This is a genomic window from Bradyrhizobium monzae (genome assembly GCF_021458635.1).
Classification (GTDB): Bacteria; Pseudomonadota; Alphaproteobacteria; order Rhizobiales; family Xanthobacteraceae; genus Bradyrhizobium.
Genome location: NZ_JAIRDQ010000004.1, coordinates 389,070 through 409,205, shown reverse-complemented (window position 1 = coordinate 409,205; position 20,136 = coordinate 389,070). Strand labels below are relative to the sequence as shown.

The 20,136-nt window shown below is 63.3% G+C and carries 18 protein-coding genes; 10 read left to right on the top strand and 8 right to left on the bottom strand.

The genetic code is table 11. From position 1 onward, the window contains the following. Positions 1-47: 47 nt before the first annotated feature. A complete protein-coding gene (locus K3F49_RS18275; protein ID WP_234682338.1) occupies positions 48-1,013 on the bottom strand; it encodes a sensor histidine kinase in 966 nt (321 codons plus the stop codon). Between the two features lie 188 nt (positions 1,014-1,201). Here K3F49_RS18275 and K3F49_RS18270 point away from each other — a divergent pair, with 188 nt between their 5' ends. Further along, the gene (locus K3F49_RS18270) at positions 1,202-2,041 is read left to right on the top strand and encodes an SDR family NAD(P)-dependent oxidoreductase (RefSeq protein WP_234682337.1); all 840 of its coding nucleotides are present in this window, start codon (positions 1,202-1,204) and stop codon (positions 2,039-2,041) included. A gap of 170 nt (positions 2,042-2,211) precedes the next feature. Here the strand turns inward: K3F49_RS18270 and K3F49_RS18265 are convergent, their stop codons facing one another. Together K3F49_RS18265 and K3F49_RS18260 are read right to left on the bottom strand one after the other, a co-directional pair. Next, positions 2,212-3,588 carry a cytochrome P450 gene (locus K3F49_RS18265; RefSeq protein ID WP_234682336.1) on the bottom strand — a complete coding sequence of 459 codons (1,377 nt, stop codon included), beginning with the start codon at positions 3,586-3,588 and terminating at the stop codon, positions 2,212-2,214. Positions 3,589-3,680: 92 nt separating this feature from the next. Further along, the gene (locus tag K3F49_RS18260; RefSeq protein WP_234682335.1) at positions 3,681-4,916 is read right to left on the bottom strand and encodes an LLM class flavin-dependent oxidoreductase; all 1,236 of its coding nucleotides are present in this window, start codon (positions 4,914-4,916) and stop codon (positions 3,681-3,683) included. A 219-nt stretch (positions 4,917-5,135) separates the two neighbouring features. Here K3F49_RS18260 and K3F49_RS18255 point away from each other — a divergent pair, with 219 nt between their 5' ends. Both K3F49_RS18255 and K3F49_RS18250 read left to right on the top strand, forming a co-directional pair. Next, positions 5,136-6,545 (top strand): MFS transporter, encoded by a 1,410-nt coding sequence (locus K3F49_RS18255; RefSeq protein ID WP_234682334.1) that lies wholly within the window; start codon positions 5,136-5,138, stop codon positions 6,543-6,545. 140 nt (positions 6,546-6,685) lie between these two features. Beyond that, positions 6,686-7,858: an extracellular catalytic domain type 1 short-chain-length polyhydroxyalkanoate depolymerase gene (locus tag K3F49_RS18250; protein ID WP_234682333.1), complete on the top strand. Its 1,173-nt coding sequence runs from the start codon at positions 6,686-6,688 to the stop codon at positions 7,856-7,858. A 1-nt stretch (position 7,859) separates the two neighbouring features. On the opposite strand, the gene K3F49_RS18245 is transcribed toward K3F49_RS18250, so the two are convergent. Then, positions 7,860-8,165 (bottom strand): hypothetical protein, encoded by a 306-nt coding sequence (locus tag K3F49_RS18245; RefSeq protein WP_234682332.1) that lies wholly within the window; start codon positions 8,163-8,165, stop codon positions 7,860-7,862. A 126-nt stretch (positions 8,166-8,291) separates the two neighbouring features. Here K3F49_RS18245 and K3F49_RS18240 point away from each other — a divergent pair, with 126 nt between their 5' ends. After that, positions 8,292-8,660 carry a winged helix-turn-helix transcriptional regulator gene (locus K3F49_RS18240; protein ID WP_234682331.1) on the top strand — a complete coding sequence of 123 codons (369 nt, stop codon included), beginning with the start codon at positions 8,292-8,294 and terminating at the stop codon, positions 8,658-8,660. A 3-nt stretch (positions 8,661-8,663) separates the two neighbouring features. On the opposite strand, the gene K3F49_RS18235 is transcribed toward K3F49_RS18240, so the two are convergent. Continuing rightward, positions 8,664-9,344: an MBL fold metallo-hydrolase gene (locus tag K3F49_RS18235; RefSeq protein ID WP_234682330.1), complete on the bottom strand. Its 681-nt coding sequence runs from the start codon at positions 9,342-9,344 to the stop codon at positions 8,664-8,666. Between the two features lie 168 nt (positions 9,345-9,512). Between K3F49_RS18235 and K3F49_RS18230 the strand changes: the two genes are divergently transcribed. Next, positions 9,513-11,114 carry an alpha-amylase family glycosyl hydrolase gene (locus K3F49_RS18230; RefSeq protein ID WP_234682329.1) on the top strand — a complete coding sequence of 534 codons (1,602 nt, stop codon included), beginning with the start codon at positions 9,513-9,515 and terminating at the stop codon, positions 11,112-11,114. Positions 11,115-11,253: 139 nt separating this feature from the next. Here the strand turns inward: K3F49_RS18230 and K3F49_RS18225 are convergent, their stop codons facing one another. Continuing rightward, the gene (locus tag K3F49_RS18225; protein ID WP_234682328.1) at positions 11,254-12,951 is read right to left on the bottom strand and encodes an alpha-amylase family protein; all 1,698 of its coding nucleotides are present in this window, start codon (positions 12,949-12,951) and stop codon (positions 11,254-11,256) included. Between the two features lie 127 nt (positions 12,952-13,078). Here K3F49_RS18225 and K3F49_RS18220 point away from each other — a divergent pair, with 127 nt between their 5' ends. Next, positions 13,079-13,567 carry an MmcB family DNA repair protein gene (locus K3F49_RS18220; protein WP_234682327.1) on the top strand — a complete coding sequence of 163 codons (489 nt, stop codon included), beginning with the start codon at positions 13,079-13,081 and terminating at the stop codon, positions 13,565-13,567. A gap of 90 nt (positions 13,568-13,657) precedes the next feature. Here the strand turns inward: K3F49_RS18220 and K3F49_RS18215 are convergent, their stop codons facing one another. Next, on the bottom strand, positions 13,658-14,212 hold the full coding sequence (locus K3F49_RS18215; RefSeq protein WP_276575394.1) for an ActR/PrrA/RegA family redox response regulator transcription factor: 555 nt from the start codon (positions 14,210-14,212) through the stop codon (positions 13,658-13,660). Positions 14,213-14,315: 103 nt separating this feature from the next. Then, positions 14,316-15,626: an ActS/PrrB/RegB family redox-sensitive histidine kinase gene (locus tag K3F49_RS18210; protein ID WP_234682325.1), complete on the bottom strand. Its 1,311-nt coding sequence runs from the start codon at positions 15,624-15,626 to the stop codon at positions 14,316-14,318. Positions 15,627-15,785: 159 nt separating this feature from the next. Between K3F49_RS18210 and K3F49_RS18205 the strand changes: the two genes are divergently transcribed. From K3F49_RS18205 to K3F49_RS18190, 4 genes are all read left to right on the top strand, one after another. Continuing rightward, positions 15,786-16,592, top strand: a complete 807-nt coding sequence (locus K3F49_RS18205; RefSeq protein ID WP_234682324.1) for an ABC transporter ATP-binding protein — start codon at positions 15,786-15,788, stop codon at positions 16,590-16,592. Beyond that, complete coding sequence (locus K3F49_RS18200; RefSeq protein WP_234682323.1) at positions 16,589-17,407, top strand: ABC transporter permease; 819 nt, start codon at positions 16,589-16,591, stop codon at positions 17,405-17,407. Before K3F49_RS18205 ends, K3F49_RS18200 begins: the two co-directional genes overlap by 4 nt. A gap of 121 nt (positions 17,408-17,528) precedes the next feature. Then, positions 17,529-18,857 (top strand): polyhydroxyalkanoate depolymerase, encoded by a 1,329-nt coding sequence (locus tag K3F49_RS18195; RefSeq protein ID WP_234682322.1) that lies wholly within the window; start codon positions 17,529-17,531, stop codon positions 18,855-18,857. A 334-nt stretch (positions 18,858-19,191) separates the two neighbouring features. Beyond that, the gene (locus K3F49_RS18190) at positions 19,192-20,031 is read left to right on the top strand and encodes a M48 family metallopeptidase (RefSeq protein ID WP_234682321.1); all 840 of its coding nucleotides are present in this window, start codon (positions 19,192-19,194) and stop codon (positions 20,029-20,031) included. Positions 20,032-20,136: the final 105 nt, after the last annotated feature.

The following is a 20,136-nucleotide window of genomic DNA, read 5'->3' as shown; positions in this document are numbered from 1 at the left end:
AGCGGTGCGTGCGGTTCTGTTTCGCTTCTGGCACGACCAGTCGCAGCTCATTCGCTCTTGGGAATGCGACACTGCATGTTGCAATGCAGCCCGGTCTTCAAATAAGAGACTTCGGTCTTGCCGTCGAAGGCGGTTAGCGCCGACTTCAGCAGCTTGGTGCCGAAACCGGGCTCCGAGATCTTGTCGACGCTCGGGCCTTCGGTCTCATCCCAGGTGATGGCGAGACGATCGTCGCTGACGGTCCATGACACCTGCAGCAATCCGCGAGGTGAGGAGAACGCGCCGTATTTGCCGGCGTTGGTGGCGAGTTCGTGAAACATCAGTGACAGCGTCACCGCAAGCTTCGGCGGCAGGAACAGCCGGTCGCCGTTGAGGGTGAAGCGGACATGACCGTAAGGGCCGAGTTCGGAGATCAGCAGATCGCGAATGTCGCAGCCGGCTTTGTCGATCCGCGAAATCAGGTCGTCGGTCGCGGCCAGCGAGCGCAGCCGCGGGTCGATCCGGGCCCAGACGTGCGGCTGGTCGTGCAGCACCTGGTGCAGCACGGCGTGAACGGTCGACAGCTTGTTCTTCAGCCGGTGCTGGAGTTCGTCGACCAGGACCTTGCGATAGTCCTCTTCCTCGATCAGGCGCTTGGAGATCCGGCGCTGCTCCGCCAGCATGGTGCGATAATGCTCGACGCCCCAGATTGTCAGCGCGGAGACGCCCCAATAGAGCGTCAGCAGGGCGAACCGCGCGCGATCGGCGTAAGCATCGCCGAAATTCACGACGACGCCGAGCACGCCGCCGACCAGCGCAGTCACCACGCCGATCCGCAAGCCGCCGAAGGCGGCTGCGAAGAACACGGCCGGAAAGTACGGTGTGAAGAAGACGTCTGGGCGCACATGCGCGAGCCCCCAGCGCGCCACGGTCGCAACCAGCAGGCAGGCCAACGCGAACGCAATGCTGAGGCCGAGCGATGGCGGCGCCACGCCCTGCCAGGCTTTGCTGAATTCGTCGATCAGCTTCCTCATGCGCAGCCCGGTTGCGGTTCGAAAATCGAGAGACGGGACATGATGTTACGCATCTCGCATGCGCAAGCAAAGCTTGCCTTGTCGGGAGCCGGCGGGAATAGTGATTCCTGCGGCGCCGATTGTCGTCGTGACGTCATCGATCGGTGTCCGCCATTTGGCTTCAAATCAGTCGAAAACAGGGACATTCCATGGGCAGGCTTGACGGCAAAGTTGCGGTGATTACGGGGGCGACGAGCGGGATCGGGTTGCGTACCGCTGAAGTCTTCGTTGCCGAAGGTGCCAAAATTGTGATCGCAGGCCGGCGTATACCGGAAGGCGAGGCGCTGGCGAAGCAGCTCGGCGTTGCCTGCGTTTTCCGCCAGACAGATGTGACCGTCGAAGCGCAGATGCAGGCGCTGATCGCGCTCGCGGTGGAAAAATTCGGCCGGATTGACTGCCTCTTCAACAATGCCGGCGGCCCGGCGCAGACGGGCGGCATCGAAGGTCTCGAGGTCGAGCGCTTCGATACGGCGATGGCGACCCTGGTGCGCAGCGTCATGCTCGGCATGAAGCATGCTGCGCCCTATATGAAGAAGCAGGGGGCGGGCAGCATCATCAACAATGGCAGCATCGCCGGCCGTCTTGCCGGCTATTCTTCCTCGCTGGTTTACGGCGCGGCCAAAGCCGCTGTGATTCATCTGACGAAATGCGTGGCGATGGAGCTCGGGGAATCCAACGTGCGTGTTAACTCGATCTCGCCCGGCGCGATCGCGACCGGAATCTTCGGCAAGGCGTTGGGACTCTCGACCGATGCTGCCGAGCAGACCCCTGCCATGTTGCGCGACGTCTACAAGACCGCCCAACCGATCCCGCGCGCGGGTCTACCTGACGACATCGCCCACGCCGCGGTGTTCCTGGCAAGCGACGAATCCAGCTTCGTCAACGGCCACGATCTCGTCGTCGACGGCGCCGTCACCGGTGGCCGCAACTGGACCCAGCAGCAGCAGGGCCTGACGGCCCTGCGCAAGGCCTTCGATCAGGGCGCGTAGGCGCTCCGGCAGAGGTGCCGTAGGGTGGGCAAAGCGCAGCGTGCCCACGCAATTTCCGAGATCGAGACCGAGTTTCCGTCATTGCGAGGAGCGAAGCGACGAAGCAATCCAGACTGCTTCCGCGGAGACGGTCTGGATTGCTTCGCTTCGCTCGCAATGACGGCTGAGGCTCACGCCGCCTTCACCCTGACCTTCAGCCCATCCGTCGGCTTCGGGATCGGCCACATCTGCCAGTCCGGCTTGTAGCCGGGCTCCAGCGACACCTCGATGTTCTGCAGGAAGTGCCGGGCAAAGCATTTCGCCTGCATGTAGGCAAAGTGCAGGCCGAGGCACATATGCGCGCCGCCGCCGAACGGCACCCAGGCGAAGCGGTGGCGATTGCGCTGGGCTTCCTCGGTGAAGCGCAGGGGGTCGAAGCGATCCGGCTCGGGCCAGATGTCCTTCATGTGGTGGGTAAAGAGCGGATTGACGCCGACGGCCGTGCCGGCCGGGATCGTGTAGCCCTTGAAGGTGAAATCGCGCATCGCGCGGCGCGGCATCGAGGGCACCGGCGGCTTGATCCGCAGCGCTTCCTTGAAGGCCATCTCCGTCAGCGGCATTTTTTCGAGATCATCAAAACTGCTCGGCGCTCCGGGAGCGAGCCCGAGCGCGAGAACTTCCGCGCGCAGCCTGCTCTGCCAGTCGGGGTTGGCGGCGAGCTCTCCGATGAACGACGTCAGCGACGACGTCAGCGTATCGTGGGCGGCCATCATCAAAAAGCTCATGTGATCGATGATGTCCTGCTCGGAAAGCAGCGCGCCGTCCTCATGGGTGGCGCGGCAGAGCTGCGAGAACAGGTCGTCGCCGCCGTGGTTGCCGCGGCGGAGCGGAATCTGCTCGCGGAAATATGCGACGATGCGCTTGCGCCCGTTGACGCCGCGCGCCATCTGGGTGCCCGGCAGGGGCTTTCGGATCGGAGCAACGGCGGCCGCGACCATATCGACGAAAGCGCGGTTGATCTCGTCGACTTCCGGCCCGATATCGGCGCCGAGGAAAGACGCCGCAGCGAGATCGAGCGTGAGCTGCTTCATCGCCGGATAAAGCTGCATCTCGCCAGGCTTGGCCTTCCACTGCGCAACGCGCGCGGAGATGCCGCGATCGAGATCGCTCAGATAAGATTTCATCGGACCTGACTTGAACGCGACCGACAGCGCCTTGCGATGTAGCCGATGCTCGTCGAAATCGAGCAGCATCAATCCGCGCGGAAACAACAGGCCGAGCACATGGTTCCAGCCGTGCGTCGACGAAAACAGCTTTTGCTGGTCGAACATCACCAGCTCGTTGGCCTCGGGCCCGAGCAGCACAACATTGGTCTCGCCGAAAATGTGGGTGCGGTAAACCGGGCCGTATTTGGCGCCGCTTCGTTCGATGTGGCCCTTGGGATCGGCGAGCACCTGAAAGGTCTTGCCGATGATCGGCCAGCCTTCGTCACCGGGGATGTGCGTCAGCTGGTTGCGCTTGGGCGCGGTGTACTGAAGCGCAGGCGAGGCCACATTCTGCATCGACATGACGATTGCTCCGGTTGGCTGACCAGTCCAGCATAGCACAGGCCGAGATGTCTTGCCTGTGAACGTCGTTACAAGCGTGGCGCCAATAGGGCCTAGCGCTTGGCCGCTTCCTTCTGCAGATCTGGCGCATTGACGGCGGGAATCGCGACGCGGCCGGAGCCGGTCACCTTCAGCGCCTCGGCAGCCTTCTCGTTCTGCATGATCTTGGCCATCACGGCCTGACCGGCGCGCTCGAAAATCGCGCGGTTCTCGATCACGAACTTTTGCGACTTGCGGAGGCCGTCGATGTAGCCGTTGATCTCCGGCACGACGTAGCGCGCGACCATGTCCCAGCTCCGGCGCGTGGCTTCCGGATTGGCCCAGTCGTGCACGAAGCCGATGACGGCGCCGACGCCACCGGACACGTCCATCACGTTCTTGATGGTTTTGACGAGATCGTCGGGCGTGCCGATGGTGGACGCCGCGCCCTCGACGAAGGCGGTCTTGTCCACGGCCTCGTCGGGCGAGGAGAACGCCTCGAGGCCCGGCCGCTGCAGCGTGCCGACATTATATTCGTTGTGCCAGCGCATCAGCCCGGCGCCGGCTTCCTTGCGGGCCTGCTCGCGGCTCTCGGCGATGTGGAAGCTCAGCAGCACGCGCCAGTCGGCGCGGCTGACCGTGGTGCCGTGCGTCTTGGCGGCATCCTCGGCGAACTGCCATTGTTGTTGCAGCGACATCAGGCCCTGCGTCGTCATCGAGCCCAGCGAGATGATGCCGATGCCGTATTTGCCGGCGAGCGTCATGCCCGACGGTGAAATCTGCGACGCCACCACGAACGGCATTTCCTCCTGCAGCGGCAGGATCTGCAGCGCGGCGTCGTTCATGGTGAACCAGTCGCTCTTGGCGGTGACGCGCTCGCCGTTGAACAGCCGGCGGATCACGGCGATGGCTTCGTCCTGGCGGTCGCGCTGCGTCATCGGGTCGATGCCGAGCGTGTGCGCGTCCGACGCCAGCGCGCCGGGGCCGGAGCCGAAGATGGCGCGGCCGCCGGTCATGTGGTCGAGCTGCACCATGCGCTGGGCCACGTTGAAGGGATGATGATAGGGCAGCGACACCACGCCGGTGCCGAGCTTGATGCGCTTGGTGCGCTCGCCGGCCGCGGCCAGAAACATCTCGGGCGAGGCGATCATCTCCCAGCCGGAGGAGTGATGCTCGCCGCACCAGAATTCGTCATAGCCGAGCGCATCGAGCTGCTCGACCAGGTCGAGATCGCGCCGGAACTGAAGCATCGGATGCTCCCCGATCGGGTGATGCGGGGCAAGGAAGGCTCCAAACTTCAGGCGCGCCATGGCATTCTCTCCGGCTGTCATTTTCTGTTTGTTAGGTAGGCGGAGGCTACGTGGCAGACAGCACGAACGCAATCGCGCGATGTCCCGCAAGGCGGAATGCAGGCATGCGTTGAGACGGCGCGCTTTGGGACGGGCAAGCCCTACCTCCGAGGTAATCGCAGGGATAATGCCGATCTGCGAGTTTGAAGCGCAAATAAATCGCGGAAGGCTCGCGCGAAAATGCATCAAACCGTCACAAAGCCCGTCGATTCGACCCGCCGCTGGTGGGTGCTGGCGATCGTCGTCGCCGCGCAGTTCATGTTCGGCGTCGACGCCTTCATCGTGAACGTCGCGATTCCCACCATCGCGGTCGACCTGCACGCGACGCCGGCACAGATCGAATCCGTCATCGCGATCTATCTGATCGCCTATGCCACGCTGGTCGTCACCGGCGGTCGCCTCGGCGATATCCACGGCACGAAGAACGTCTTTCTTGCCGGCGTGCTCGGCTTCACCGCGACGTCGCTGTGGTGCGGGCTGGCGCAATCCGGTGCCGAGCTGATCATTGCCCGGCTGGCGCAGGGCGCGACTGCCGCGCTGATGGTGCCGCAGGTGCTGGCCACGCTGCATCTGCTGTTCACGGACGAGTCACGCAGCCGCGCTTTCGGTATCTACGGCATCGCGCTCGGGCTCGCGGGCGCGGCGGGCTTTGTGCTCGGCGGACTGTTGGTGACGATGGATATTGCCCATAGCGGCTGGCGTTCGGTATTTTTCGTCAACGTGCCCTGCGGCCTCGTCATTGCCGCGGCCGCCTGGCGTATCATGCCGTCGGTGCCGCGTCGGGCCGGCACCAGGCTCGACATCAAGGGCAGCGTGGTGCTGTTCGCGGGGTTGCTGTGCCTGATCGGCCCGTTGCTGTTCGGTCACGATGCCGGCTGGGCGCCGTGGCTGTGGGTGGTGATGCTGGGCGGCGGTGCGATCCTCGCAGGATTCCTGAAGCTCGAGCACGTCGTTGCGCGCGCGGGCATGCCGCTGATCGATCTGACGCTGCTGGCGGATGCCGTCTTCCTGCGCGGGCTCGGTGCGGCCTTCTTTTTCTTCGTCGCCAATCTCTCGTTCTATCTGGTGATGACGTTGTTCATGCAGCGCGGCCTGAAGATTGCGCCGCTCGCCGCCGGCTTCGCCCTCGTTCCGCTCGCACTCGCGTTCGTCGCGGCCTCGCGGCACAGCGCTGCGCGGGCGAAGCATCGCGGCACCAAGGTGTTGATCGAGGGCTGCGCGTTGCAGATCGGGGGTCTCGCCGCGCTCGCGCTTCTGGTCGGCTCTGTCGACATGCCGAGCCCGATCGCGCTTGCGTTCGTCATGCTCATCTTCGGCTACGGTCAGGGCATGGTGATGGCGCCGCTGTCGGGCGCGGTGCTCTCGACCGTCAAACCCGTCGCGGCAGGCTCGGCGTCGGGCATGTACGGCACCATTGCGCAGATCGGAAATGCGGCCGGAGTGGCCGCAATCGGCGCGGTGTTCTTCGCGATCGAAGCGCTGCAATCAACCCGCGCAGGATTTCTCGCCTCGCTCGCGCTGTTTGCGGCGTTAATCATGATCTGCGCCGCATTCCTGACGTGGATGCGCCACGCATCTGCACGAAGTTGAGGCAGTGCGGTCAATATGTGCGGAAATCCGCGGGATTTTGCGTGATTCCGGCATATCGACAGCACACGGTCTTTTCATTTTGCACTGCAGCAACTATCTGGTCTGGGTAAACGTTGAAAGCCGCCCACCAGGAATTTGCCGTGTCGTTAGCCCGTAATGTCGACCTCTTGAGACATCTGCCAAGGATGGATGGTCTGCGCTTGCCCGACTTTGGCGCAAGCGCTGATGCCTCCAGTCCGCTGCAGGAAGTCACCGGTTTCGGCGACAATCCCGGCAATCTGCGCATGTTCGCGTTCGTGCCCGCGCAATTGCAGAAGCCGCGCGCGCTCGTCGTCGTGCTGCACGGCTGCGGCCAGACGGCGGCTGGCTACGATCTCGGTGCGGGCTGGTCGACGCTCGCGCGCCACTATGGCTTCGCGCTGGCGATGCCGGAGCAGCAGCGCATCAACAACGGCAACACCTGCTTCAACTGGTTCAATTCGGAAGACACCGCGCGCGACGGCGGCGAGGCGCAATCGATCCGCGAGATGGTCGCGTATATGGTGCAGACGCACCGGATTGATCCCAGGCGGATCTACATCACCGGCCTGTCCGCCGGTGGCGGCATGACCTCGGTGATGCTCGCGACCTATCCGGAGGTGTTTTCAGCCGGCGCGATCATCGCAGGCCTTCCTTACGGCATCGCGTCGAATTTGCGCGAGGCGCTGGACGGCATGTTCCATTCCCCGGCGCGGCCTGAGCGTGAGCTCGGCGATTTCGTGCGGCGGGCGTCCAATCATCGCGGGCCCTGGCCGAAGGTGTCGGTCTGGCACGGCAGCGCCGACCGCACCGTCAACCCCGGCAATGCCAACGAGATCGTCAAGCAGTGGCTCGATTTGCACGATCTGCCGATGACGCCAATGGCCGAGACCAATGTCGATGGCTATCCGCGCCAGGCCTGGTGGAACAAGGACGGCGAGACGCTGGTCGAGTCCTACGCCATCACCGGCATGGCGCACGGAACGCCGCTGGGCCTTGCCGACAACGACCAGCGCTACGGCGTCGAAGGCGCGTTCCTGATCGAGGCCGGCATTTCGTCGTCCTACCACATCGCAAAGTTCTTTGGCCTCACCGGATGGATTCCGGATGCGGCCAAGAAGAAGGCCGAACCGAAATCACCGAAGCCTGCGCTGACCTCCGCCCCGCATCTCGCCCGCTCGATCCGGGCTGCGGTCGCCGACGAGCGGGCCGAGCCGAAGCGCGAGCATTCCCGCGGCTTCGATCTCGGCCAGGTCATCACGCGCGCGCTGACCGCCGCAGGTTTGATGAAGTAGGTCAGGCCGTCGCGCCGATCATCTCGATCGGCGTCACCGTCACCTCGCCGCCGGCCGCCACCTTCCGCGTCATCTCCGTATAGGCCTTGAAGAAGTCGCGCGATTGCAACGTCTTTTGCACGGTATCGTCCGTGACGCTGGCGAGATGGAAATAGTGGCCGTCGTCACGGTTCTTCAGGACGCGATAGCTGAGCCGCCCTTTCAGCTCGGGGTCACTGTCGATCGCCTTGATGAAGCGGCCGATCTCCTGGTGCCAGTCTTCCGTCGTGCCGTTCTTGAATTCGTACTTGATCACGAAGTGCTTCATGTGACGCTCCCGGTTCGCTGTGCACCATCATCTGCGGCTCGTGCGCCATCCTGCAAGTATGGACAAAATTGATAGTATGGACTTTTTCGGCGCTGCTCCTATCCTCCTCTTCACGGAGGAGACGACATGCCGAAGGCAGTTCCAGCACGCAGCTGTCCCGTCGCAGCCTTTCAAAAGATGATCAGCGGCAAGTACAAGCTGCGCATCGTCTGGGATCTGAAGGACGGCCCGCGCCGCTATGGCGAGATCAGGAGCGGCCTGTTGCGCGGTACATCAGGCAGCGCAGAGATCACGCCACGCGTGCTCAGCCGCGAATTGAAGGCGCTGACCGCGAGTGGCCTGATCGATCGCAAGGATTTCGGCGAGGTGCCGCCCAAGGTCGAGTATCGCCTGACGCGCAAGGGCAAGAGCTTCGTGCCGGTCGTTGCGGCCATCCGCGAATGGGGCGAGCGCAACCTTGCCGAGACGGCGGCGCTCGTCGACGCCGCCGAGTAATGCTCACATCTCGCCGGTGATGAACGGATTGGTCATCCGCTCCTGGCCGATGCTCGAGCCGGCGCCATGGCCGCAGATGAAGCCGACATCGTCGCCGAGCGGCAGCAGCTTTGTCATGATCGAGTTGATCAGCGTGGCGTGATTGCCGCCGGGCAAGTCCGTGCGCCCGACCGAGCCTGCGAACAAGACGTCGCCGACATGGGCAAAGCGCAAATCCTTGTTGAAGAACACCACGCTACCCGGCGAATGGCCGGGGCAATGGAAAATGTCGAACGTCAGACCGCCGATCGACACGGTGTCGCCTTCGTCGAGCCAGCGGTCCGGCTCGAAATTGCGCACCTCCGTCATGCCGAAGCGTGCGCCGCTCTCCACGACGTTGTCGAGTAGATGTTTGTCCGCGGCATGCGGGCCCTCGATCGGCACCTCGAGCGCATCGCGCAACTCGGCGGCGCCGCCGACATGGTCGATATGGCCGTGGGTCAGCCAGATCTTCTCGACCGTGACGCCGGTCTGCTTGATCGCCTCGAGGATCTTCGGCACGTCCCCGCCGGGGTCGATCACCACGGCCTTCTTGGAAGGTTCGTCCCAGATGATGGTGCAGTTCTGCTCGAACAGCGTCACGGGGACGATGATCGCGCCGGCCTTGGCCTGCGAGGATTGCTGGGTGTCGTTTTGCTCGGTCATGGCCTCACAATGCCGATTTTTGCTGCGCCGCCAAGCAAAATAGTCGTGGCCTGCAAGCGGAACAACCGTCCCCGCCGTCACACGGCCGTCCCAATTCGCGTGGCTGTTTGAACCGGGGCGTTGCTGCCGCGTTCTTTCGCGCAGGCAGATTTCCGGGTGGATCTCGAGATGGCTCAGGACGGCGAGAACTGGTGGCGCGACGGCATCTTCTATCAGATCTATCCACGCTCGTTTCAGGACAGTGACGGCGACGGCGTCGGCGATCTCGCCGGCATTTTGCGGCGTCTTCCTTACGTGAAATCGCTCGGCGTCGACGCGATCTGGCTGTCGCCGATCTTCCCTTCGCCGATGGCCGATTTCGGCTACGACATCTCCGACTATACCGGCATCGATCCGCTGTTCGGCACGATGGCGGATTTCGATGCGCTGCTCGCGGCCGCGCATGACCATGGCCTGAAGCTGATCCTCGATCTCGTCCCGAACCACACCTCCGATCAGCATCCCTGGTTCGTCGAGAGCCGCTCCTCGCGCGACAACCCCAAGCGCGACTGGTACATCTGGCGCGATCCGGCCGCCGATGGCGGCGTGCCGAACAATTGGCTGTCCGAATTCGGCGGCAGCGCATGGCAGGTCGACGCCGCGACCGGTCAATATTACTACCACGCCTTCCTCGCCCAGCAGCCGGACCTCAACTGGCGCAATCCCGAGGTCCGCGCCGCGATCTACGACGTGATGCGGTTCTGGCTGCACAAGGGCGTCGACGGCTTTCGCGTCGATGTCATCTGGCACCTGATCAAGGATGCCGAGTTTCGCGACAATCCGCCGAACCCGCATTATGTCGAGGGCCGGCCTCCGAACGAAAAGATCCTGACGCAATACTCCACCGACCAGCCGGAGGTGTTCGACGTTATCGCCGAGATGCGGCGTGTCACCGACGCCTTTGGTGCGCGGGTGCTGATCGGCGAGGTCTATCTGCCGCTGCATCGGTTGATGGCCTATTACGGCAACGATCTCACCGGCGCGCAAATGCCGTTCAATTTCGCGCTGCTCTCGACCTTCTGGAGCGCGCGTTCGATCGAGAATATCATCGACGACTATGAGAAGGCGCTGCCCAAGGGCGCGTGGCCGAACTGGGTGCTCGGCAATCACGATCGCCCGCGTGTCGCCAGCCGCGTCGGGCCCGAACAGGCCCGCGTTGCGGCGATGCTGCTGCTGACCCTGCGCGGCACGCCGACGCTTTATTACGGCGACGAGATCGGCATGCACCAGCTCGCGATCGCGCCGGAGGATGTGCGCGATCCCTTCGAGAAAAACGTGCCCGGCATCGGGGTGGGGCGCGACGGCTGCCGCACGCCGATGCAGTGGGATTCGTCCAATTTCTCCGGCTTCTCGCAAGCCAGGCCGTGGCTGCCGCTGCCGGAGGATCACGTGCACGAGAACGTCGTCAATCTCGACGCCGACACGCGCTCGATTCTCAGCCTGTACAAGCGCCTGATCGCGTTGCGCAAGAGCTGCCCGCCACTGGTCGCCGGCGACTATCATCCGATCGCCGCGCAGGGCGATCTGCTCGTCTATCGCCGCGAGGCCGAGGGCAGGGCGCTGATCGTCGTGCTCAATCTCGGGCCGGAGCCGATCGCGGTGACGACGAGCGCGATACGGTTTGGCAGCGAGATCTTGCTGTCGACATTCCTGGATCGCGCGGGCGAGCGGCTGGAGGGCGTGCTGGATCTGCGGGGGAATGAGGGCGTGGTGGTGCAGCCGCCCTCATAGCCGTAGTCGACATTCTGTCCCCGTCATTGCGAGCGTGGCGAAGCAATCCAGAATCGTTCCGCGGAGGCAGGCTGGATTGCTTCGCTGCGCTCGCAATGACGATCGTTGAAGCAGCGGAGCAGAGGCTGCATCGCTGACATCACCCCGGATGCTTGTTACCCGCGCTAGTCCCGCCGACATCACTCCGCTTCAGCAGATAATCCAACCCGCCGACGCGGTACCAGCGGTACCCATACGGCTCCAGCACGACGCGGTGCTGGCCGCGCTTGTCGGCGTGGCTGTGGTCCTCCGCGAGCAGATTGATCAGGTGCTCGCCGGCATCTCCGGGGAGCCCGGCCGAGAACGCCGTCTCGCGCGGCTTTTCGTCGAGATTATGCACGAACAGCACGGAATTGTTGCGCCAGTCATAGCGCATGATGAACACGGCGGGATCGCGGGTCGGTATCACTGCGAAATCGCCCCAGCCGATCTCGGGCACCTCCTTGCGCATGCGAATGATGCGTTCGGTCCAGTTCAGCATCGAATTGGGATCGCGCCGCTGTTTGGCGACGTTGACGTGCTCATAGCCGTATGGCCCCTTGTCGATGACGGGATTGGCCGGCTTGTTGTTCTTGGTGAAGCCGCCCTGCGGCTCGGTCGACCATTGCATCGGCGTCCGCGCGCAATTGCGCTCAGGCAGCGACAGATCGTCGCCCATCGCGATTTCGTCGCCGTAGCGGATCACGGGCGTTCCCGGCAGCGTGCACATCAAGCTGTAGGCAAGCTCGAGCCGCCTGCGGTCGCCGCCGAGCATCGGCGCAAGCCGGCGACGAATGCCGCGATCGTAGAGCTGCATGTCCTTGTCGGGGCCGAACGCTCCGAACACGGTGTCGCGCTGCGCCTTGGTCAGCCGTCCCAGATCGAGCTCGTCGTGATTGCGCAGGAACAGGCCCCATTGCGCCGAAGCTGGCCGCGGCTTGGTCGCCTTCAGCGCCTTGGCCAGCGGTCGCGAGTCGCTGGAGGCGAGCGCATAGAACAGATGCTGGTTGACGTGGAAGTTGAACATCATGTGCATGCGGTCGGCGTCCTTGCCGAAATATTCCAGGTCCGTTTCCGGCAGCACATTGGCTTCGGCCAGAATAATGGCGTCGCCCTCACGCCATTGCAGGAATTCGCGGAAGGTCCGCAGCATGTCGTATTGCTCGGTTGGCTTCTTCACCTTCGCGCCCTTGGTGGCGATGATGAAGGGCACGGCGTCCATGCGAAAGCCGGAGACGCCGAGCTGGATCCAGAAGCCCATGATCTTCAGAATCTCCGCCTGCACCTGCGGGTTCGAGGTGTTGAGATCGGGCTGGAAATCGTAAAAGCGGTGGAAGTAATACGCGCCGGCTTCCTTGTCGCGCGTCCAGGTCGATTTCTGCACGCCGGGAAACACCATGCCCTTGTTGGCGTTGGCCGGCTTCTTGTCCGACCAGACATACCAGTCGCGATAGGGTGAATTCTTGTCGCGTCGTGCCTCCTTGAACCAGCGATGCTGGTCGGAGGTGTGGTTCACGACGAGATCGATGATGACGCGGATGCCGCGCTGCTTGCAGCCATGGGCGAACTCAACGAAATCGCCGAGCGTGCCGTAGCGGGAATCGACACTGTAATAATCCGCGATGTCGTAGCCGTCATCGCGGCCCGGCGAGGTCTGGAACGGCATCAGCCAGATCGTGGTGATGCCCAGCCCGTGCAGATAGTCGAGCCGGCGCAACAGGCCCTTGAAGTCACCGACGCCGTCGCCATTGGCGTCCATATAGGTGCCGACGGAGAGACAATAGATGATGGCGTTCTTGTACCAGAGATCGTCGATCATGCGCGAACGCCCTCGATGCTCCCGCCGAGGTGCGGCGGCTGCGTGATAAGTGCGAGGTGGAGGGGAGGTTCCGCTTTCATCTTCGCCGGGACGACAGCGAGAATGGAATCGGCTATCCTCCTTTCCCATGGACAGCCCCGCCCGCATCGCCCTCGTGCCGCCGCCGGACCGCCGTCAATCCGAGACGGCGCTCGCGATCGCGCGCGGCACCGCGCGGCTGCTGCGGTCGCTCGGTTTTACCTGCATCAGCGAATTGCCGCTGCCGTCGGGCCGGCGCGCTGATCTCGTGGCGCTGAACGAGCGCGGCGAGATCTGGATCGTCGAGATCAAATCGTCGGTCGAGGATTTGCGTGCCGATCAGAAATGGCACGAGTACCGCGCCCATTGCGACCGGCTGTTCTTCGCCTTCACGCAGGATCTGCCGTGCGAGATTTTCCCCGAAGGCACCGGTCTGATCATCGCGGACGCCTATGGCGCGCACATGCATTGCGAAGCGCCCGAGCACAAGATCGCAGCCGCCACGCGCAAGCAGATGACGGTGCGGTTTGGAATGGCCGCTGCGTTGCGGATCAACCGCCTGGTCGATCCGCAAGGACATGCGGATTTTTGGGAATGAATTCGTAGTAGAGCGAAGCGAAACCCATCACTTTCAATGCAAACCGCGAAGATGGTGGGTTTCGCTTCGCTCTACCCACCCTACGCACCTTTACCTCGGCGCGCGCTTGGCCAGAATCCGCTGCAGCGTACGGCGGTGCATGTTCAGCCTCCGCGCCGTCTCCGAGACGTTGCGGTTGCACATTTCGTAGATGCGCTGGATGTGTTCCCAGCGGACGCGGTCGGCCGACATGGGGTTCGCCGGCAACTCGGATTTATCCGTGCTGGTCGAGAGCAGGGCTGCGACGACGTCGTCGGCATCCGCGGGCTTCGAGAGATAATCGATCGCGCCCATCTTCACCGCGGTGACGGCGGTGGCGATGTTGCCATAGCCGGTCAGCACGATGGCGCGCGCTTCGGGCCGCTTCTTCTTCAGCGCGGAGACGACGTCGAGACCGTTGCCATCACCGAGGCGAAGATCGACCACGGCGTAGGCCGGGGCGGACTTGCCGATCTGCGCAAGACCATCGGAGACCGTGTCACATGACGTCACCGCAAAGCCGCGTGTTTCCATGGCGCGCGACAGGCGCTCCAGGAACGGCTTGTCGTCCTCCACGATGAGAAGCGAGCGGTCGGTCTGTTCGTTCAGTTCGGCGATGGCGTTCAAGGTTTTGTCCTCTCTCCTGCACATCCACATATGGCGTCGCAATCAGGCGGTGCCAAGGCCGCCGATAGTCGATCGGCCCGCATGTGCGACGCAAGGTCGCGCCCTATCCTATTGTTTCTTCTAGGCTCTCGATAGCCTCAAAACGCTCCTTCGGCCACGCGATCTGTACCACTGCACCATGTTCCGGAAAGGTCCGATTGGTAAACGAGACCTTGGCGCCGGTGCGTTCGAGCAGCGTGCGGGCGATGAACACGCCGAGCCCCAGACCGCCGCCGGCATCCTGGGTGCGTCGCCGCGACAAATAAGGCTCGCCGATCCGGTTCATGAGATCGGGCGGAATGCCGGGGCCGTCGTCGGAGATCACGATCTCGATCGTCTCATTGTTCCACCACGCGTTGACCTCGACCGTGGAGTTGGCGAAGTCGACGGCGTTCTCGATGATGTTGCCGACGCCATAGAGCACCGCCGGATTGCGCGATCCGACCGGTTCGACCGTCGCGGCCACTGCGATCCGCACCTTGATGTCGACGCCGAAATCGCGGTGCGGCGCCACCACCTCTTCGATCAGCTCCGACAGCTTCATGCGGTCGAACGGTGCGCCGGTGGAGGACAGCTGGGTGATCTTGCTCAGAATGTCGCGGCAGCGTTGCGTCTGCTCGCGCAACGTCTTCAGGTCCGCCGCGAAGACCGGATCGGTCACGGTCTTTTCCAGCTCGCGCGAGATCAGGAAGATGGTCGCAAGCGGCGTGCCGAGCTCGTGCGCGGCGGCGGCGGCCAATCCGTCGAGCTGGGTCAGATGCTGCTCGCGCGTCAGCACCAGCTCGGTCGCGGCCAAGGCGTCGGCGAGCTTGCGCGCCTCCTCGGTCACCTGAAACGAGTAGAGGCTGGTGACGCCGATCGCGAGCACGATCGAAAGCCAGACGCCGAACAGATAGATCGGCGGCAGCACCACGGGATCTTCGGAGTCCCATGGCAGCGGGAAGTGAAAGAAGAACAGGATCGAGGCGCAGGCCACGGCCAGCAAGCCGAGAGCGAAGGTCAATCGGGCCGGCAGCGCGGTGGCCGAAATCAGGACAGGCGCGAGAAACAGGAACGAGAACGGGTTCTGCAATCCGCCGGTGAAGAACAACAGCCCGGCCAGTTCCACGATGTTCAATGCCAACAGCCCGGCCGCGTGAAGCGGCTCCAGCCGCTGCATCGGGTTGGCGGCGGTCTGCAGAGCCAGGTTGAGCGCCGCCGACAGGCCGATGATGCTGACACAGGGGACAATGGCGACATCGAACTCGAGTCCCTGCGCCACGATGAAGATCGCGGCCAGCTGGCCCAGCACGGCGAGCCAGCGCAGCCGCAGGATCGTGTCCAGGCGGATGTGTCGTTGCGACGGGCGAAAGTCGGAGGCGGCGGTCTCGGTCATGACAGGCCAATCTAGCGGTGCGCGTGTCCTATCACAAACACGCTGGCCCACTGCTTCCAACGAGTTACAAGCCTTTGGAGCTACAAGCCTTTGGAGTTACAAGCCTTGGAGTTACAAGCCTTGCACTCCACCGCGCAATGGCGGAAGAACGCCCTTAGCATGACTGAGAACTCGAAGGCTTCAAGTCGGCCGACTGTCGCGGACAGCACTTTGTCCGCGGCCATCGAGGTCGATCGCCTGGTCAAGCTCTACAAGCAGACCCGCGCGGTGGACGGCATCTCCTTCATGCTTCCTCGCGGCAGCATCACGGGGCTTTTGGGCGGCAACGGTGCCGGCAAGACCACCACCATCGCGATGATCATGGGATTGGTGCTGCCGACCTCCGGCCGTGTGCAGGTGCTTGGGCATCGGATGCCCGAGGAGAGCGCGGCCGTGCTTGGGCGGATGAACTTCGAGAGCCCCTATGTCGACATGCCGATGCGGCTCACGGTGCGGCAGAACCTCACCATTTTCGGCAAGCTTTATGCGGTCAAAAACCTCGCCGACCGCATCGCGAAGCTGGCCGATGATCTCGATCTCAACGATTTCATCGACCGCGCCAACGGCAAGCTCTCGGCCGGGCAGAAGACCCGCGTCGCGCTGGCGAAGGCGCTGATCAACGAGCCCGAGCTGTTGCTGCTGGACGAGCCGACCGCCTCGCTCGACCCCGACACGGCCGACTGGGTGCGCGCGCACCTGGAACGCTATCGCAAGGACAACAGAGCCACCATCCTGCTGGCGTCGCACAACATGCTCGAGGTCGAGCGGCTCTGTGACCGCGTCATCATCATGAAGCGCGGCCGCGTCGAGGACGACGACACGCCCGACGCCATCATGGCCCGCTATAACCGCACCACGCTGGAGGAGGTGTTTCTGGACGTCGCGCGCGGACGGACGAACGGTGCCAGAGAGGATGCGGCGCGATGAGCGAGCTTTTCCTCCACCGCGGCATCTCGGCGCAACGCATCGGCGCGATGATCCTGCGCTATTGGTATCTCCTGATGTCGTCCTGGCCGCGATTGCTGGAGCTGCTGTACTGGCCGGCGCTGCAGATCATCACCTGGGGCTTTCTTCAGCTCTACATCGCCCAGAACGCCAATTTCTTCGCGCGTGCCGGCGGCACGCTGATCGGCGCCGTCATCCTCTGGGACATCCTGTTCCGCGGCCAGCTCGGCTTCTCCATCTCCTTCCTGGAAGAGATGTGGGCGCGCAACCTCGGCAACCTCATGATGAGCCCGCTAAAGCCGATCGAGTTTCTGCTGTCGCTGATGGCGATGAGCCTGATCCGGCTGGCGATCGGCGTCATTCCGATGACGCTGCTCGCGATTGCGTTCTTTCACTTCAATGTCTACAGCCTCGGCCTGCCGCTGATCGCCTTCTTCTGCAACCTGATCTTCACCAGCTGGTCGGTCGGCATCTTCGTTTCCGGCCTGGTGCTGCGGAACGGCCTTGGCGCCGAGAGCATCGTCTGGACGTTGATGTTCGCGATCATGCCGCTCGCCTGCATCTATTATCCGGTCAGCGTGCTGCCCGCCTGGCTGCAATACGTCGCCTGGTCGCTGCCGCCGACCTACGTGTTCGAGGGGATGCGCGCGCTGTTGATCGAGAACACCTTCCGGACCGATTTGATGCTGGGCGCGTTGGCCATCAACGCAGGTCTTCTGGTTGCTTCCTTTTGGGCATTCCTTGCCCTTTTGCGCAGCGCCAAAAAGCACGGCTCGCTGCTCGCAGGCGGCGAATAACGTCACTTTCCCGTGGATTCAGGCGGATTTAACGGTCTACGCCACGTAGATGTACGGAAGCATGCATTGACGCAATATTACGCATTCGGCAGTATGCTGCGATGCGAAGAGGAATTTGATCATGCCGATTGGTGAGTTTGGCGGCGTACCGCTCCAGGCTAATGAAGGCAGCCCGGTCCTGACGACGCCGATGTACTGGATGTACGAGATGGCGCAGGCCTCTCTCAATCCGGCACGCGCCGTCACCGATGCGACCAAGCTGCTGTTTCAGAACCCGCTCAATCCCTGGGCGCGCACCGAGGTCGGCAAGTCGGTGGCTGCCGCCTGCGAACTGTTCGAGCGCACCACGCGCCGTTACGGCAAGCCGGAATGGGGTCTCAACGACACCGAGGTCAACGGCATCCGCGTCCCCGTCGAGGTCCGCCCGGTCTGGGAAAAGCCGTTCTGCAAGCTGCTCTATTTCGATCGCAAGTTCGCCCGTCCGCTGCGCAGCCCGCAGCCGCGCGTGCTGATCGTGGCGCCGATGTCCGGCCATTATGCGACGCTGCTCCGTGGCACGGTCGAGGCCTTCCTGCCGGCGCATGAGGTCTACATCACCGATTGGGCCGATGCCCGCATGGTGCCCTTGAGCGAAGGCCGCTTCGATCTCGACGATTACATCGACTACGTCATCGAGATGCTGCACGTCCTCGGCGGCAACACCCATGTGCTGGCGGTGTGCCAGCCCTCCGTGCCCGTGGTCGCCGGCGTCTCGATCATGGAAGCGCGCCGCGATCCTTTCGTGCCGACCTCGATGACGCTGATGGGTGGCCCGATCGACACCCGCCGCAATCCGACCGCGGTGAACCAGCTCGCGCAGGAACGCGGCATCGACTGGTTCCGCAACACCGTCATCACCAAGGTGCCGTTCCCGCATCCGGGCATGATGCGTGACGTCTATCCGGGCTTCCTGCAGCTGAACGGGTTCATCAGCATGAACCTCGACCGCCACATGGACGCTCACAAGCGCCTGTTCGCCAATCTGGTGAAGGGTGACGGCGACCTCGTCGACAAGCATCGCGACTTCTATGACGAATATCTCGCGGTCATGGACCTGTCGGCCGAGTACTACCTGCAGACGGTCGACACCGTGTTCGTGAAGCATTCGCTGCCGAAGGGCGAGATGATGCATCGTGGAACTCGGGTCGACCCCTCCAAGGTGACGCGCGTTGCGTTGATGACGGTCGAAGGCGAGAACGACGACATCTCGGGTCTCGGTCAGACCGAAGCAACGCACGGATTGTGCAGCTCGATTCCGGATCATCGCCGCGTTCATTACGTCCAGAAGGGCGTTGGACATTACGGCGTGTTCAACGGTTCGCGCTTCAAGTCGGAAATCGTGCCGCGCATCCATGATTTCATGGTCTCGGCAGCGACTCCGAACGCAACACAGGCGCTTGCGGCTGAATAGAGCTCCTCATTGTGAGGAGCGCGGAAGGCGCGTCTCGAACCATGAAGGCCGGGATCTCGCCTGTGGCCATCCTTCGAGACGCCCGCTGCGCGGGCTCCTCAGGATGAGGGCGGAGATAGCCGTTTTTCGGCTTTCCCGTCGAAAATTGAGGCCCTGCCGGAGGCTCCGGGAGGGCCTGGTTCCCCTCAGATTTGAGGTATTTAGGTAGTCTTATAGGAGTGAGTCACCCCTCACCCCTTGGGGGGGCCACATGCGTCCAGCGGGGGCGAAAAAAGCGGGTTCCAACCCCAGTCTGTAGGGTCTCCCGGACGCCAGACCCCTGTATATTGGGCAAATGATTTGTTTTTGCGCCGAGCGCTTTCCCTGGCGGCGGTTATGGCAGAATCCGGGCGAACTCTTGCCCCCCGGACTGACAGACATGGCCACACGCGCGCTCCTCTATCGTCGGCCCCACGAACCGAAGACCCTCGTCATCACTCATGGATCGCAATTCTTTGCGATTCGGCTGCGCAGGCACCGCCGAGCGCGCCGTTACACGCTCAGAATTCATCCGAGCGACCGCGAAGCGATCCTCACGATCCCGCCGCGCGGCACGCTCGCTGAAGCAAAAGACTTCGCGCAGCGTCACGGTGCGTGGATCGCGGCGCGTCTTGGTCGTTTGCCGAAAGCTGCACCGTTCCAGCCTGGCACAGTGATACCTCTCCGCGGCGTTTCCCATCGCATCGTGCATCGCGCCGGCACGCGCGGCACGGTGTGGACCGAAATTCGCGACAGCGGTGAACGCATTCTCTGCGTCGCCGGCGGCCTCGAGCATGTCGATCGCCGCGTCAGCGACTTCCTCAAGCGCGAGGCGCGCCACGATCTGCAGCGTTCAGCCCAGACCCACGCCGCCGAGCTCGGCGTCAAGGTGAAGCGGCTCTCGATCCGCGATCAGTCCAGCCGCTGGGGCTCGTGCACCTCGGCCGGCTCGCTGTCGTTCTCCTGGCGCCTGATCCTGGCGCCGCCCTACGTGCTCGACTACCTCGCCGCGCATGAAGTGGCGCATCTCGTCGAGATGAACCACTCCGCCCGCTTCTGGCGCGTCTGCGGCAAGATCTGCCCGTCGATGGAGCGCGCCAAGAAGTGGCTCGACACCTACGGCAACGATCTGCACCGGTACGGGGTCGAGGATTAGGGTGCGCCGTTGTTGCATTTGACGCTGGATCGCCCGCCTTGTGCGGGCGATTGCATTTTGCTCCATCACATCAAGGCTTTCGACCAATTCGCGACGCATCACGCC

What these genes read in the sequence shown, in the direction of transcription:
- K3F49_RS18275 (WP_234682338.1), bottom strand. Translation starts at nt 1,013, where the DNA reads ATGAGGAAGCTGATCGACGAATTCAGCAAAGCCTGGCAGGGCGTGGCG.
- K3F49_RS18270 (WP_234682337.1), top strand. Translation starts at nt 1,202, where the DNA reads ATGGGCAGGCTTGACGGCAAAGTTGCGGTGATTACGGGGGCGACGAGC.
- K3F49_RS18265 (WP_234682336.1), bottom strand. Translation starts at nt 3,588, where the DNA reads ATGTCGATGCAGAATGTGGCCTCGCCTGCGCTTCAGTACACCGCGCCC.
- K3F49_RS18260 (WP_234682335.1), bottom strand. Translation starts at nt 4,916, where the DNA reads ATGGCGCGCCTGAAGTTTGGAGCCTTCCTTGCCCCGCATCACCCGATC.
- K3F49_RS18255 (WP_234682334.1), top strand. Translation starts at nt 5,136, where the DNA reads ATGCATCAAACCGTCACAAAGCCCGTCGATTCGACCCGCCGCTGGTGG.
- K3F49_RS18245 (WP_234682332.1), bottom strand. Translation starts at nt 8,165, where the DNA reads ATGAAGCACTTCGTGATCAAGTACGAATTCAAGAACGGCACGACGGAA.
- K3F49_RS18240 (WP_234682331.1), top strand. Translation starts at nt 8,292, where the DNA reads ATGCCGAAGGCAGTTCCAGCACGCAGCTGTCCCGTCGCAGCCTTTCAA.
- K3F49_RS18235 (WP_234682330.1), bottom strand. Translation starts at nt 9,344, where the DNA reads ATGACCGAGCAAAACGACACCCAGCAATCCTCGCAGGCCAAGGCCGGC.
- K3F49_RS18230 (WP_234682329.1), top strand. Translation starts at nt 9,513, where the DNA reads ATGGCTCAGGACGGCGAGAACTGGTGGCGCGACGGCATCTTCTATCAG.
- K3F49_RS18225 (WP_234682328.1), bottom strand. Translation starts at nt 12,951, where the DNA reads ATGATCGACGATCTCTGGTACAAGAACGCCATCATCTATTGTCTCTCC.
- K3F49_RS18220 (WP_234682327.1), top strand. Translation starts at nt 13,079, where the DNA reads ATGGACAGCCCCGCCCGCATCGCCCTCGTGCCGCCGCCGGACCGCCGT.
- K3F49_RS18210 (WP_234682325.1), bottom strand. Translation starts at nt 15,626, where the DNA reads ATGACCGAGACCGCCGCCTCCGACTTTCGCCCGTCGCAACGACACATC.
- K3F49_RS18205 (WP_234682324.1), top strand. Translation starts at nt 15,786, where the DNA reads ATGACTGAGAACTCGAAGGCTTCAAGTCGGCCGACTGTCGCGGACAGC.
- K3F49_RS18200 (WP_234682323.1), top strand. Translation starts at nt 16,589, where the DNA reads ATGAGCGAGCTTTTCCTCCACCGCGGCATCTCGGCGCAACGCATCGGC.
- K3F49_RS18195 (WP_234682322.1), top strand. Translation starts at nt 17,529, where the DNA reads ATGCCGATTGGTGAGTTTGGCGGCGTACCGCTCCAGGCTAATGAAGGC.
- K3F49_RS18190 (WP_234682321.1), top strand. Translation starts at nt 19,192, where the DNA reads ATGATTTGTTTTTGCGCCGAGCGCTTTCCCTGGCGGCGGTTATGGCAG.